This window comes from Caballeronia arationis, assembly GCF_001544975.2.
In the GTDB taxonomy this organism is placed as follows: Bacteria; Pseudomonadota; Gammaproteobacteria; order Burkholderiales; family Burkholderiaceae; genus Caballeronia; species Caballeronia arationis.
The window spans coordinates 131086-144154 of the sequence record NZ_FCOG02000010.1; the positions used below are offsets into that span (position 1 = coordinate 131086).

General features: G+C 65.0%; 15 protein-coding genes. 4 read left to right on the forward strand and 11 right to left on the reverse strand.

The window, feature by feature from the left end:
- The first annotated feature begins 98 nt into the window (after positions 1–98).
- Positions 99–1541: an MFS transporter gene (locus AWB81_RS08615; RefSeq protein WP_062634168.1), complete on the forward strand. Its 1443-nt coding sequence runs from the start codon at positions 99–101 to the stop codon at positions 1539–1541.
- Between the two features lie 13 nt (positions 1542–1554).
- On the opposite strand, the gene AWB81_RS08620 is transcribed toward AWB81_RS08615, so the two are convergent.
- The 3 genes from AWB81_RS08620 to AWB81_RS08630 form a co-directional block, all read right to left on the reverse strand.
- Complete coding sequence (locus AWB81_RS08620) at positions 1555–1920, reverse strand: hypothetical protein (protein WP_062634170.1); 366 nt, start codon at positions 1918–1920, stop codon at positions 1555–1557.
- A gap of 99 nt (positions 1921–2019) precedes the next feature.
- The gene (locus tag AWB81_RS08625) at positions 2020–2439 is read right to left on the reverse strand and encodes a plastocyanin/azurin family copper-binding protein (RefSeq protein WP_062634172.1); all 420 of its coding nucleotides are present in this window, start codon (positions 2437–2439) and stop codon (positions 2020–2022) included.
- Positions 2440–2620: 181 nt separating this feature from the next.
- Positions 2621–3358 carry an SDR family oxidoreductase gene (locus AWB81_RS08630; RefSeq protein WP_062634174.1) on the reverse strand — a complete coding sequence of 246 codons (738 nt, stop codon included), beginning with the start codon at positions 3356–3358 and terminating at the stop codon, positions 2621–2623.
- Positions 3359–3622: 264 nt separating this feature from the next.
- Here AWB81_RS08630 and AWB81_RS08635 point away from each other — a divergent pair, with 264 nt between their 5' ends.
- A complete protein-coding gene (locus AWB81_RS08635) occupies positions 3623–4657 on the forward strand; it encodes a methyltransferase (RefSeq protein ID WP_062634176.1) in 1035 nt (344 codons plus the stop codon).
- A gap of 15 nt (positions 4658–4672) precedes the next feature.
- Here the strand turns inward: AWB81_RS08635 and AWB81_RS08640 are convergent, their stop codons facing one another.
- The 4 genes from AWB81_RS08640 to AWB81_RS48695 all read right to left on the reverse strand — a co-directional run bounded on the left by AWB81_RS08640 (position 4673) and on the right by AWB81_RS48695 (position 8042).
- Complete coding sequence (locus AWB81_RS08640; RefSeq protein WP_062634178.1) at positions 4673–6490, reverse strand: alkaline phosphatase D family protein; 1818 nt, start codon at positions 6488–6490, stop codon at positions 4673–4675.
- Positions 6491–6817: 327 nt separating this feature from the next.
- Positions 6818–7021, reverse strand: a complete 204-nt coding sequence (locus AWB81_RS08645; RefSeq protein ID WP_062634180.1) for a hypothetical protein — start codon at positions 7019–7021, stop codon at positions 6818–6820.
- A gap of 43 nt (positions 7022–7064) precedes the next feature.
- Positions 7065–7457 (reverse strand): DUF5594 family protein, encoded by a 393-nt coding sequence (locus AWB81_RS08650; RefSeq protein ID WP_235025750.1) that lies wholly within the window; start codon positions 7455–7457, stop codon positions 7065–7067.
- A gap of 57 nt (positions 7458–7514) precedes the next feature.
- Entirely contained in the window at positions 7515–8042 is a 528-nt protein-coding gene (locus AWB81_RS48695; RefSeq protein ID WP_374730476.1) for a hypothetical protein, read from the reverse strand.
- A 62-nt stretch (positions 8043–8104) separates the two neighbouring features.
- On the opposite strand from AWB81_RS48695, the gene AWB81_RS08660 reads away from it, so the two are divergent.
- Together AWB81_RS08660 and AWB81_RS08665 are read left to right on the forward strand one after the other, a co-directional pair.
- Positions 8105–8620 carry a Spy/CpxP family protein refolding chaperone gene (locus AWB81_RS08660; protein WP_062634186.1) on the forward strand — a complete coding sequence of 172 codons (516 nt, stop codon included), beginning with the start codon at positions 8105–8107 and terminating at the stop codon, positions 8618–8620.
- A 151-nt stretch (positions 8621–8771) separates the two neighbouring features.
- On the forward strand, positions 8772–9203 hold the full coding sequence (locus AWB81_RS08665) for a PGDYG domain-containing protein (protein ID WP_062634188.1): 432 nt from the start codon (positions 8772–8774) through the stop codon (positions 9201–9203).
- A 12-nt stretch (positions 9204–9215) separates the two neighbouring features.
- On the opposite strand, the gene AWB81_RS08670 is transcribed toward AWB81_RS08665, so the two are convergent.
- The 4 genes from AWB81_RS08670 to AWB81_RS08685 form a co-directional block, all read right to left on the reverse strand.
- Positions 9216–9581 carry a DUF3022 domain-containing protein gene (locus AWB81_RS08670; protein ID WP_062634189.1) on the reverse strand — a complete coding sequence of 122 codons (366 nt, stop codon included), beginning with the start codon at positions 9579–9581 and terminating at the stop codon, positions 9216–9218.
- 2 nt (positions 9582–9583) lie between these two features.
- Complete coding sequence (locus AWB81_RS08675) at positions 9584–10396, reverse strand: YhfC family intramembrane metalloprotease (protein WP_062634191.1); 813 nt, start codon at positions 10394–10396, stop codon at positions 9584–9586.
- The gene (locus AWB81_RS08680; protein WP_062634193.1) at positions 10397–11458 is read right to left on the reverse strand and encodes a LacI family DNA-binding transcriptional regulator; all 1062 of its coding nucleotides are present in this window, start codon (positions 11456–11458) and stop codon (positions 10397–10399) included.
- Between the two features lie 128 nt (positions 11459–11586).
- Positions 11587–12570 (reverse strand): 2-hydroxyacid dehydrogenase, encoded by a 984-nt coding sequence (locus AWB81_RS08685; RefSeq protein ID WP_062634195.1) that lies wholly within the window; start codon positions 12568–12570, stop codon positions 11587–11589.
- Positions 12571–13069 lie beyond the last annotated feature (499 nt).

The following is a 13069-nucleotide window of genomic DNA, read 5'->3' on the forward strand; positions in this document are numbered from 1 at the left end:
GCTCGTGAGCGCTAAAGCGCCAACTCTGGTCGACCGCCAAGCATGGGACCAGAGTAAGCGCTAAAGCGCCAACTCTGGTCGACAGGAGAACCAAGCCGATGCAGGCCCCCGAAAGTCCAAGCGACACCAAGCGCTCCCGCAGTTCCAGCGGATCGCTCATCGTGGCGCTCGTCGCGGCGACGTTCTTCATGGAAAACCTCGACGGCACGATCATCGCCACCGCGCTGCCGCAGATGGCGCGCTCGTTCGGCGTGCATCCCGCCGACATGAGCCTCGGCATCACGTCGTATCTGCTGACGCTCGCCGTCTTCATCCCGATCAGCGGCTGGGCCGCCGACCGCTTCGGCCTGCGCACGGTGTTCGGCAGCGCGATCGCTGTCTTCACCGCCGCCTCCGTGCTCTGCGCGATGACCGACACGCTGCATTCGTTCGCCGCGGCGCGCGTGCTGCAAGGCATCGGAGGCGCGATGATGGTGCCGGTCGGACGCCTCGCCGTCCTGCGAGCGACGCCCAAGGACGGCCTGATGCGCGCCATCGCGATCATCACCTGGCCGGGGCTCGTCGCGCCGGTGATCGGTCCGCCGCTCGGCGGCTTCATCACGACCTATTCGTCGTGGCGCTGGATCTTCTATCTGAACCTGCCGCTCGGCGCGATCGGGCTCTTCGTCGCGCTGCGCTATCTCGACAACACGCGCGAAAACGCCGGCCGCCGCTTCGATCTGCCCGGCTTCGCGCTGTGCGGCCTCGCCTGCACGACATTGCTCTACGCGATGGAACTGATCGGCCGCAGCGACACGCCGTGGACGCAGACGAGCGTGTTCGTCGCGGTGGGCGTGGTGTCGGGTGTGGCCGCGTGGCTGCATCTGCGACGCGCGAGGGAGCCGGTCGTCGATCTGTCGGCGCTGAAGGTGAAGACGTTTGCCGTCGCGATGGGCGGCGGGTCGCTCTTTCGCATCTCGATCAGCGCGGTGCCGTTCCTGTTGCCGCTGATGTTCCAGGTGGGCTTCGGGATGGACGCGTTCGCATCCGGCCTGCTCACGCTCGCCGTGTTCGCGGGCAATCTCTCGATGAAGCTCGTCACGACGTCCGTCATGCGCCGCTTCGGCTTTCGCTCGGTGCTGATCGTCAACGGCACACTGGCGGCGCTCTCGCTCGCGGCGATGAGCCTGCTCGCGCCATCGACGCCCAAAACCGTAGTCGTCGTCGTGCTGTTCCTGTCGGGGCTTGCGCGCTCGCTGCAGTTCACCGCGCTCAACACGCTCAGCTTCGCCGACGTGCCGAAGGCACAGATGAGCGGCGCCTCGGCGCTGTCGAGCACGCTCTTTCAGATGACGATGGGTATCGGCGTGGCGGCCGGTGCGATCGCGCTCAGGATCGCGCAATGGCTGCACGGACACGATTCGCAGTCGGTCACGCCAGCGGATTTCAGCGTGGCATTCCTGATCGTCGCGGTGATCGGGCTGGTGGGGATAGCGGACTTGTTCGGGCTCGCGCGCGACGCAGGCGCGGTCGTGAGCGGACATCGCGCCAGGAAGCGCTGAGACCTTTCGCGCTCTACGTCGCGCGTTTCAGCCAGTCGAGCCAGCCGAGCGCGATCGCCGCGTTCACGAGCACGCCCGCCGTCGCGGCGAGCGCCGCGATCATCGTCCAGAATGCGGAGCGGCGCGCGGCCCGCGCGGAGTCGCGCGCATCGCGAGCGGCATCGTGCGCCGCCTCGGCCGACGCTACCATGGCACGGCGCTGCTCGGTCTGGCGCCCTTCCTCCTTCTGGAAGAGCCATGCGCGCTTGGCGAAGGTCTCGTCGTCAGTCGGCGAAGACGCTTCCAGCTCCGCGCGTATCGACGCTTCGCCCGTCGCCTCGTAACGCCGGAAGCGCGCTTCGCGTTCGCTCGCGGCGATTGGCTTCCTGTCTTCGTCCATGTGTCCTCGTTCGCGGATACCGAAAGGCAACCGGACGATTGTCACACGCCGGGAGATCCGGCTCGCAAAGCGACAGCGCGATCCCTGCCAGGCAAGGTTTTACGGCGTGACGACGAAAGGCGCATGCATGCCCATCGCGTAATGCCCGGGCTGGTTGCAGATGAGCACGTAATGTCCGGGCGCCAGCTTGAGCGTGAGCTGCTTGCTCTTGCCGGGCGCCATGTCCTCGACTTCGCCCATCTTCCTGAACTGCTTTTCCGGCACCGCGCCGTTCTTCACCGGCAGCTTGTCCGCCGACATGTCGGTCTTGAGCACGACAAGTTCGTGGATCTGCTTCGTGTCGGACGCGTTGGTCGCCTCGAACGTCACCGTGCCTGCCTTCACGCTGTCGGTATCGAGCTTGATTGTGTCGTTGCTGAGCGTGGCCTTGACCGTTTCCTTCGCGTACGCCGCGCCGCTGACGAGACCCAGCGCGACGACCCCGGCGCACACCGCGATGTGCGAATTCCTGAGCGTCATGTTCTTCTCCGTTGATCCGCAAGCATCGTCGCGGCCGGCGCGGCGCTTCCCATGAAACGCCGCTTGCCGGCTTCGCATTGCTTGCCACACGGGTAGAACGTGCGGCGAGGCGCGCTTATTCCCGGATCGGCCGATGACGTGGCTTCTGCAGCTCGCCCGCGCCGTCTTCAGGTGGCTGCGATCAAAGCTGGCTCATGCCGCCGTCGATGATGATCTCCGTTCCGACGATGAAGCCCGACTCGGGCGCTGCCAGATGCAGCACCGTCGCCGCGACTTCGCTGCTGTGCCCGAAGCGTCCGAGGGGAATCTGCGCTTGCAGTTGCGCCGCGAGGTCGTCGGAGAGGCCGAGCTTTTCGTGCAGCGGCGTGCGGACCGGGCCGGGGCTGACCACGTTCACGCGTACGCCGCGCGGCAGCAGTTCGGCCGACAGCGTCTTGGCGAACGTGATGAGCGCAGCCTTGCTCGCCGCATACACCGACGAAGCCGGCATGCCGATATGCGCATTGATCGACCCGTTCAGCACGATCGACGCCCCTTCGTTCAGGAGCGGCACGAGCGACTGGATCTGGAAGAAGGCGCCCTTGACGTTGATGTCGAAGGTCTCGTCCCACAGGGCTTCGGTGATGTCCGCAAAGGGCGCGAGCTTCGCGATCCCCGCGTTGATGAAAACCGCGTCGAGCTTTACGTTGGCTTCGGCGAGTTGCTTCGCCAGTTCGCGCGCCGCCGCGACCGAACCCGCGTCGTTGCGTAGCGCGATCGCGCCGGCGCCGAGCGTTGCTTCCGCCGACGCGAGCGTGGCCGAATCGCGCCCGGTGATGACGACGCGTGCGCCTTCTGCGGCGAAAGCCTGAGCGGTGACGAGGCCCATGCCGCTGTTGCCGCCGGTGACGAGGACTGTTTTTCCATTGAAGCGGTTCATGACGTTCTCCTTTGAACGTGGGTCAGTGTATGAGAAGCAGTGTGCGCCGCCAGCAACGCTTTGCCGTGCAACGCTTCCGACGAACACGTTCGACGCCGTCGCACATGTTTTCGCGCCAGGCGCCCGAAAGTCACCTGCACGGCTCTGCGCGGCTGCGCACACAAGTTCCTTGAACCCTCGCGATGCGCCTCCTAGAGTTAGCTGCGGCCTTTCATCGGCTTTTTCACGCCTTACGTTTCATCACATTTAAGCGAAGGATGACTTATGGAAAATGCGCAAGCGCCCGGCACCGTCGATACGCCCTCTCCTGACCGGCTGCTGCAGATCGGCATGGGTTTCTGGGCATCGAAGACATTGCTGTCGGCGGTCGAACTCGGCGTGTTCACGCAACTCGCGAGAGGTCCGCTTGACGCGGCCGGCCTGTCCAGCACGCTCGGACTGCATCCGCGTTCGGCGCTGGACTTTCTCGATGCACTCGTCGCGTTGAAGCTGCTCGCGCGCGAAGGCTCGACCTACAGCAACATGCCCGACACCGGTCTTTTCCTCGACAAGGCCAAGCCATGCTATGTCGGCGGCCTGCTGGAAATGGCGAACACGCGCCTTTATCCGTTCTGGGGATCGCTCACCGAAGCGCTGAAGACCGGCCTGCCGCAAAACGAGTCGAAGCACGGCGGCAATCTCTTCGAGGCGATCTATCACGATGATGCGTCGCTGCGCGGCTTTCTCCAGGCGATGAGCGGCGTCAGCCTCGGTGCGGCGCGCGAGATCGCGCAGAAGTTTCCGTGGGGCAACTACCGCACGTTCATCGACATCGGCGCGGCGCAGGGCGCGCTGCCCGTGCAGGTCGCGCTCGCGCATCCGCATCTCACCGGCGGTGGCTTCGACCTGCCGGCCGTCGGTCCGGTGTTCGACGAATACGTCGCGGCGCACGGGTTGCAGGATCGCCTGCGCTTTCACCCGGGCGACTTCTTCAAGGACCCCTGCCCGAGCGCCGACGTCCTCGTGATGGGCCACATCCTGCACGACTGGGCGTTGCCGCAAAAGCTCGACCTGCTGAAGAAGTGTCATGCGGCGCTGCCCCCGGGCGGTTGCCTCGTCGTGTATGACGCGATCATCGACGACGATCGCCGCGAGAACGCCTTCGGCCTCATGATGAGCCTGAACATGCTGATCGAAACGCCCGGCGGCTTCGACTACACGGGCGCGCAATGCCGCGAATGGATGAAGGAAACGGGCTTTTCGGAGGTGCGCATCGAACCGCTCGTCGGGGCGGATTCGATGGTGGTCGGCGTCAAGTGAGCGCGGCGGGCACGCTCAGACGTTGTCTTCCACGATCACCGCCGACGTGCCCGCGGCGCCCGCGTTGACGGTGAGGCGCGTTCGCTTTGCGAGCGGAGCCTGCGGCGCGCTGCCGTCCGCGTTGAGTCCCTTCACCTTGTTGAAGATCGCGACGAACTGCCCGGGTGTCACGGTCGCGGACGCGTAGCCCTGCGCATCGTGATCGGCGTATTTGAGGTCGGGGTTGTTCAGCTTGAGGAGCGCGTCGAACACCTGCGGCGAAGCCACGAGCGAGGTGAACGGCGTGCCCGCCGTTCGCCCTTGCGCCTCGCCGAAGAACGACGTGCTGCTGATCCCCGCCGACATCAGGTCGACGAGGGCCGGCGTGCCCGTCGACGGGTTCGGATCGTCGCGCACGACGCCCGCCTGGAATGCGTGCAGGTCGCCCGTGATCGCGACGAGGTTCGCGATTCCCTGCATCTTCACGAACGAAAGCAGGTCGGCCTTGTGGCTCGGATAGCCGTCCCACGAGTCGCAGTCGATCACGAACACGCCGCTGTTCGACGGCGCGATGACGGACAGGTCGATCCACAGGCGGTTCATCATCACCTCGTTGCCCCACACCTTCCATGTCGCGATCGACGACTTCAGCGTGTCCTTCCACCATTGCGTCTGCGTCGGGCCGAGGATCGAAGGCACGCGCCCGAGGCGCTGCGTGTCGAGCGCCTCGAACTGCTGGAGCGCCCCCTGCGGCACGAAGTAACGCGAGCCCTGCGGATCGCTGCCGTTGACGGGATCGTGGCCGAGCGCCTGCGCGACGGAGGCTTCGCTGACCACGTGATCGTCGCGATAGAGCCGCTCGTCCGTCATGACAAGGTGCATCAGCGAGCCGAAGTGGAAGTCGCGATAGATGCGAATATTGTCGTAATTGCCATTGCGCAAATCGAACGAGACGTCGCCCCAGTCGACCGGCAGATATTCCGCCCACGCCTGGTTCGCACTGCGCCGCCGCTCGGTCTGTTGCTTGTTTTCGTTCGTGTAGGTCTGATGGTCCTGCCAGCAGTCGTCTGAGAATTCGTGGTCGTCCCAGATCGCGATCACCGGGAAACGCGCATGCACCGCCTGAAGGCGCGTGTCGCCGCGATATGTGCGATAGAGCGTGCGGTAATCGTTGACGGTGTTCGCATAGGTGCCGCCCGCCGGGAGCGCCAGGCCGTCGGGCAATGCGATCGCGGCATGCGCGGGTTCGACGGCGGCCGTCTGCGCCGCACCGGCCGTTTCGTAGATGTAGTCGCCCAGATGCACGACGAAGTCGAGATCGGTCTCGGTCGCGAGCAGCGACATCGCCTGCCAGTGGTTCGCACTCCAGTTCTGGCACACGAACCACGCAAACCGCACCTGCGGATTCGCCTCGCTGGCGGCGGGCGCGGTGCGTGTCGTGCCCATCGGACTCACGTCGCTGCCGGCGACGAAGCGGTAGTAGTAAGTCGTTTTCGCGGCAAGGCCGGTCACTTTCGTGCGCACGGTGAAGTCGTAGTCCGGCAGCGCGCTCAATTGCACGCTCGCGACCGGATTTGAAAAGTCCGCCTGCGCCGAGACGTCGAGGCGCAGCGAAACGGCCGCCGTCGTGTTCGTGGCGGTGCCGGTGCAGCGCGTCCAGAAGACGGCGGAGGTGTCGCGCGGATCGCCGCTCGCGACGCCCTGAGGGAACGCGAACGACCCCGCGGGCGGCGGAGGTACCGGCGAGCCTCCGCTGTTGCTGTCGTCGGAGCCGCCGTGGCAGGCAGCGAGCGTGCCGGTAGCGGCCACGACCGTGTAGAACGTGGACAGGGAGAGAAAGCGTCGGCGATCCATGGCAGTGCCTCTTGGGTCGGCCGCCGCTGCGGCCTTCGACGAACGCGCCGGCCCCGCGCGTGCGCCGTGACGCACGACGCGCACGAAGTCGTGGCGAGGAATTCGGATCGCTGTGCTGGCGGGGACGATCGACTGCTATGTCGTCGGTCTCTCCTGTCGCGAGAGTTGCATGACACGCTACAAATCTGGATCGCGCGTGTCAAGGAGGGTTTTCGCGCCGCCCATGCGACGACGCACGAGCGCGCCGCGCGCGCCGATGCATGCCGGGTCGCGTGATGGCACGAAGTGGTCTTCGCCGTGCGTATGCGCGGCCGGCTGCAGACGGACCTAGCGGTCCTGAGCCATCGCTTTCAGGCGATCTTCGCCGGCGTCGCGAGCAGCGTCGGCGGTCGAGAAATTTTCCTCCGAGACCATCGAGCGCTTCACCTCGCTGGCCGCGAAGTCGACGAGCGTGATCACCCATACGAAGCCGCCCGCCTGCTCGGCAGTCTGCACGACTGCGCGCAGGTTTGCGTTGTTAGCCGATGTCATTATGTCTCCTCCTGAGAAAACGTTGCTGAACGCGCCGAGCAATTCACGTGCCGAAATCCAGTCCGCCGATCAGCACCGCGAACTCCGCCTGCGAGCGCGATTCCAGATCGACGTCGCGCGCGCCCTGCCACGCCGTCAGCTTGGCCGGGATCGCCTGCAGGTAACGCTCGAAGCGCTCGTCGCCATGCGCGTCGAAAAGCCGCTCGATCTCGCCGTCGTCCCAGGTGAGATAGAGATTCAGCCGCTGCGAATAGCCTGGCGGAAATGCGCGCCCGTGCGCGGCCCGCTCGGCACTGACCCGCACGCGCGCAGGCGTGCGGCCGTTTTCGTGCGGAATGACTTCGACGCGAACGTCCGCATCGAGCAGGCTTGCAATCCTGCTCGCGATGCGCGGCGCGAATTCGGAGCCGAAGCGGCGCAGCTTTTCACGATCCACGGCGGCGCTCCGTTGCATGCGGGGCGGCGACTGCTGCCCGAACGGCGGGCTGCAAGCTCATACGGCCGGCAAGTCCTCCAGCGACTTTTCGATCTGCCCTTCCTGTACGCGCGCCTCGATGCCGATGTGCCCGGCGGTGTAAGGCAATGCCGTGACCTTGGGGCCGAGAAAGGTCCGGCCGCCGAGCGTGAAGAGCGTGCGGACTTCCCTGCCGCTCTTGATGGCGTCAACGACCTGGGCCACCTCGACGATAGTGGTTGGCGATGTCCAGTTATTCGTGCCCTGATCGAAGTCGCCCCAGCGCACGTTCGTCACGCGGTCATTCGTCCAGCGCACACCATCGATAGCCAAAGTAGACATGGCTGCCTCCATTGCCTCGTTGTATCCCGGCCATCCTAGCACTTTGATGCGGCGGTGACATTCGGCGCAAGGCTTGGTGCGGCGCGTCAGAAAATGACCGTATTCGCGCTTCGTTTCAGCGCCCGAACCTATTTTTTCGCAGACGTATCGGTTGTAAGCAGATGTCGCAATGCGCCATGAGCCGCTGGCAATCGTGATACTAATATCGCGTTTTCGGCGCTGCATACGCGCCCGGGCCGAAGCCCGGCGCATTGCAAGCCATTTTTAATCGACTGAAGGTGTCACGAATGAAAAAAACACTCGCTGCATTGGCGGCAACGCTCGCTGTGAGCGCGGCTTTTGCTCAGTCCTCGGCACCCGCTGCGGCGTCGGCCCCCGGCGCCGTCGTTGCGACGGCCGCATCGGCGCCCGCTGCGACCCACCGTGAAGCGCGCGTCGAGGATCGCATCAACGAACTGCACTCGGCGCTGAAAATCACGCCGCAGCAGGAAGATCAATGGTCGAAGTTCGCCGACATCATGCGTGAAAATGCGCACACGATGGGCGAGCTGTATCGCCAGCGTGTCGCGCAGCGCAACACGATGTCCGCGCTCGACGACATGAAGCAATACCAGCAGATCACGCAGGCGAACGCGGATGGCACGAAGCGCCTCGTCGATGCATTCGAGCCGCTCTACGCGAGCCTCTCGCCCGAGCAGAAGAAGCTCGCCGATACCAACTTCCGTGAAGGCGGGCGCGAGCATCGCCGGCATCGCGCGCCGCGTGCCGGCGTGCCGGAAGGCGCGTCCGTGACGAAGCCGTGACGAAGCCGTGACGCAACCTTTCGCCAGCATGCAAAACGCCCGCATCGTCCGATGCGGGCGTTTTGTTTTTTGAGTCTTTCGCGCTGTGGCGTGCAAAATGGCTCGATTGCCGTTACGATCGCGAACCCGCGATTTCCTCCAACGATCCGCCATGACCGTACTCACCCAGCTCGATCTCAGCACCGACCCCGCGGCGACCCGCGTCGTGAAAGATGAAGCCGTCGCTGTCGAGTTCGCGGCGGCCCCCGGCGAACTGATGAGTCTCGAAGGCCCGAACCGCTATCAGCCCGGCGACGCGCTCATTACCGGCGCGACTGGCGAGCGCTGGGTCGTCTCGCGCGAGCGCTTCGATGCGAAGTACGTGCCCCAGGAAAACCTCGCCCACGGCGAGCCCGGCACCTACCGCAACCGCCCCGTCGTCGTGCTTGCGAAGCAGATGCACGACGCGTTCACGATCGCCCGCTCGGAAGCCGGCGATGTACTCGCGGGCGCCGCCGGCGACTGGGTCATGCAGTACGCGCCCGGCGACTACGGCGTCGTGAAAGCCGCGCGCTTCGCGAAGGTCTACAAGCGCGCGGACTGACGCGCGCAAGCGTTACGCGAAATCCTCGCCCATCTCGATCTCGACCGTGCGCGGCACGGTTTCTTTATTCGCATACGCTTCCTCCAGCGAACCGAGCGTCGCTTCCACGTACGCGCGCAGCACCGCATAGCTCCGCGCGTGCATGCGCACCGGCAGCGCCCGATAGCGCGCGAGCGTGGCCGCGTCGAAACGCACGTCGATCGTGATGCGCCGCGCGCCCGACCCGAAACGCATTGCGATGTAGTGAATGACGAGCGACGTCCGGCCTTCGTCGTCGATGCGTTCGGCGAACTGCGTCTGTTCGGGGAAGAGATCGGTGATCACGTGCGCGAGCATGTCGATGTCGGCGCTCGGACAGTCGTATTGATAGTCGTCCATGTTCAGTATTTAGACAGTGAGGTCGCGTCCGGCCGCCCGGCGCCCGCGCGGAAATAGCGGATCAACGCACGCGCAACGAACAGCGCGAGAACCAGATAGACGGCATCGGCGGCGAGCAGCGGGATCACGCGCGCCTGAAAGAGTGCAGCCGGCAGGCCGATCAGCGCGTGCGCGGCGATCAGGAACGGCAACGCAGGGCGAAAACGTTCGCGCAGCAACTGCCACATCAGCACGGAGAATCCGAGCTGAAACACGAACGCCGCCGCGCGCTCGACGACGAACAGCACCGCGTATTGCGGCGACAGCGTGCCGAGCACCATATGCAGGCGCAGCAGCGCTTCGGGCGGCACGCTCGTGAAATGCTCGTCGAGTTGATTGCGGTTCGCCAGCAGCGCATAGACGATCCACTGCAACTGCACGAACACGCCGACGAGCCACGCCTCCGCCCCGCCATGCCCGATGCCGTAGCCCAAGGACGTGCCCGCGCGATCGAGTGTCGACGGCTCGCGCCGGATCAGCCATTTCATTGCGAGAAAACGCCCCACTTCCTCGCAGACGCCTGCCGCCAGTGCGCCGTACGCGACGAACACGGCCGGATTCGCGAGCCAGCCGACGAGCGTTGCATTGCCGAGCACGAAACCGTGCAGCGCACGTTCGACGATCATCGAAAAGAAAGCGAACACCGCGATGCCGAGAATCACCTCGCGCCGCTCGAACTGGAAGCGCGGCCGGAGCCGGCGATACAGCACGACCGGCAAGGCGGCGATGAGAAGCGTGGCGATCGTGAGGCTTGCGAGCGTCGGTACACTGACCATTCAGGTTCCTGGAGATTGTTTGCGCCGCGTGGACGAGCGCACGACGAGCTCACCCGGCAGCAGGCATTCGCGCGCCGGCATGCGCGCGCCTTCGAGCCGTTCGTGCAGGAACTCGACCGCGCGCCGTCCAATGTCGTAGGTCGGCTGGCGCACGGTCGTCATGCCGGCGAGTTCGGCCCATTCGGAGTCGTCGATCGACATCAGCGCGACACGTTGCTGCCAGTTCGCGCCGTAGCGCTCCTTCAGATGCAGCGCGACGCGCAGCGCAACCGGCGCGTTGGCCGCGAATAATGCCACGCGCTGCGGGTTCGCGTCGGCGGCGTCCAGATGCGCATCGATTGCGGCGAGCGCGGGTGCGGCTTCCGCGAGGTCGATCACGATCGTCGATCCTTTCGTGCCGAGGGCGCCGATGGTGTCACGAAACGCCGCTTCGCGCACGCGCCGCGAACTCACGCGCCTGAACGGCTGCACGATGAAAACGACGTCGTCGAAGCCCTCTTCGACGAGATGACGCGTCGCGAGCGCGACGGCCTCCGGGTTGTCGAGCCCGACCATGTCGGTGACGAAGCCCTCCACCGAGCGGTCGACGAGCACGACCGGAATGCCGCCGAGCGAAAACGTCTGCAGCAGTTCTTCCTTTACCCCGAGCGCGTTCACGATCACGCCTTCCACGCGGTAGGTCGTGAGCAATTGCAGATAGCGGCGCTCCATGTCGATTTCGTTGGCCGCGTGACAGATGAGCGGCATGTAGCCGAGCGCGTGGCACGCGGCTTCGACGCCCTGCAGCACTTCGACCGAATACGGATTGGTCAGGTCGGCGAGCAGCATGCCGACGAGCCGGTTACGTCCGCGCTTGAGGCCTCGCGCCATCTGGTTGGGCCGGTAATCGAGCTTGGCGATCGCCGCTTCGATGCGCTCGCGCAGTTCGGGCGACAGCACGCTCGTCTCGCCGTTCAGATAGCGCGAGATGCTGGTCTTGCCGGTGCCCGCCTCGCGCGCGACGTCGGTGATGGTCGCGCGGCGGGCGGCGGCGCTCGTCATCGGATGCTGTTCTTCATGCATGTGGCTTCTCACCGGCCTGACCGGGCAACGGGGGCGCCCGAAGGCAAAAAAGCGCGCCGCGGCGCGCTCTGGTTCGTGTCGACTTTCGGGCAGTGGCATCTTAACGCACGCCCTGCCCGTCCTTCCGCTCAGCGCCCGAGCACCTGTGGATTCACGATATTCACGTCGAGCGTGCCCTGCAGCGCGCCGATCAGGTTTTCCGCCGCATTGCGGCTCATAGCGTGACGGGTCTCGTGCGTCGCCGAGCCGATATGCGGCAACGCGACGACGTTCTTCATCGCGAGGAGTGGCGAATCGGCTGGGAGGGGTTCCTTTTCGAAGACATCGAGACCTGCGCCGAGAATCGTGCCGTTCTTGAGCGCCTCGATGAGCGCGGGTTCGTCGACGGTCGGTCCGCGCGATGCGTTGATGAGAATCGCGGTCTTCTTCATCGCCTTCAGTTGCGCCGCGCCGATCATGCCGCGCGTCGCTTCGGTGAGCGGTACCTGGAGGCACACGAAGTCCGACTTCGCGAGCAGTTCGTCGAGTTCGACGCGTTTTGCGCCGTAGTCGTTTTCCGCATGTGGGTTCGGGTGGCGGTTGGTGTAGAGCACGTTCATCCGGAAACCGAGCGCCGCGCGGCGCGCGACCGCCCCGCCGATGCGCCCGAGCCCGACGATGCCGAGCGTCTTGCCCTGCACGTCGACGCCGAAGCACGCTTCGTCGATGCTCGATTTCCAGTTGCCGGCTTTCATCCACTCAGCCAGTTCGACGACGCGGCGCGCGCTCGCGAGGATCAGCGCGAAGACGGTATCGGCGGTCGATTCGGTGAGCACGTCGGGCGTGTGCGTAAGGACGATGCCGCGGCGCGTGAGGTCATCGACGTCGAAGTTGTCGTAGCCGACGGAGATCGTCGAGAGGACCTTCAGGCGGTGCGCGCCTTCGAGCATGTCCGGGCTGATTTTTATGCTTGCGCCGATTGCGCCGTCGGCCGCTTTTAGCGCTGCTGTCAGCGCTTCGTGGTTCGTCGGGTTGATCGTTTCTACCTCCGCGTGGGCGGTCAGGTAGGACATCACGTCGTCTGGCAACGTCTTGTAGGCTACGATTTTTTTCTTCGCTTGTTCGTCTGGCATGTTGGGTTCTCTCGCACGGGGGTTTTGCTGGCGCTTGGGTGGGGGTTCACACCGTTTGATGTTTCTGCGCTTCCATGGAACTTGTTTTCTTTGTGGTCTATTAGCTCTGCCCCTGTCCGGGGCGGGACTTACTTTCTTTGCTGCTGCAAAGAAAGTAAGCAAAGAAAGCAGCTAGGGGGCCAACGGTATTAGGACGTGACCACACTAGCAGTACCGAGTGGCCCAGCGCCTAAGTGTCGCCCTCAAAGGACTTCAGGGGCTTGGTGCGCGGCACGCACTGGCGCCACTGAAGCTCAAACGGAGCGGTATGCACTCCGTTCCGGTCCGTCCGCGCTTCGCTCGGACGACGGGCGTCCGAAAATCAGCGGAGCGCAACCTCGACCGCGAACCTAAGCCGCGCGACTAATGTACCTTTCGTCCAGCGAAGCGAAAACGGATGAATGACTGCTGTGCCAACTCGTTTGCTGTGCGATGTCACGGTGCGTGCCGCGCGCCAAGC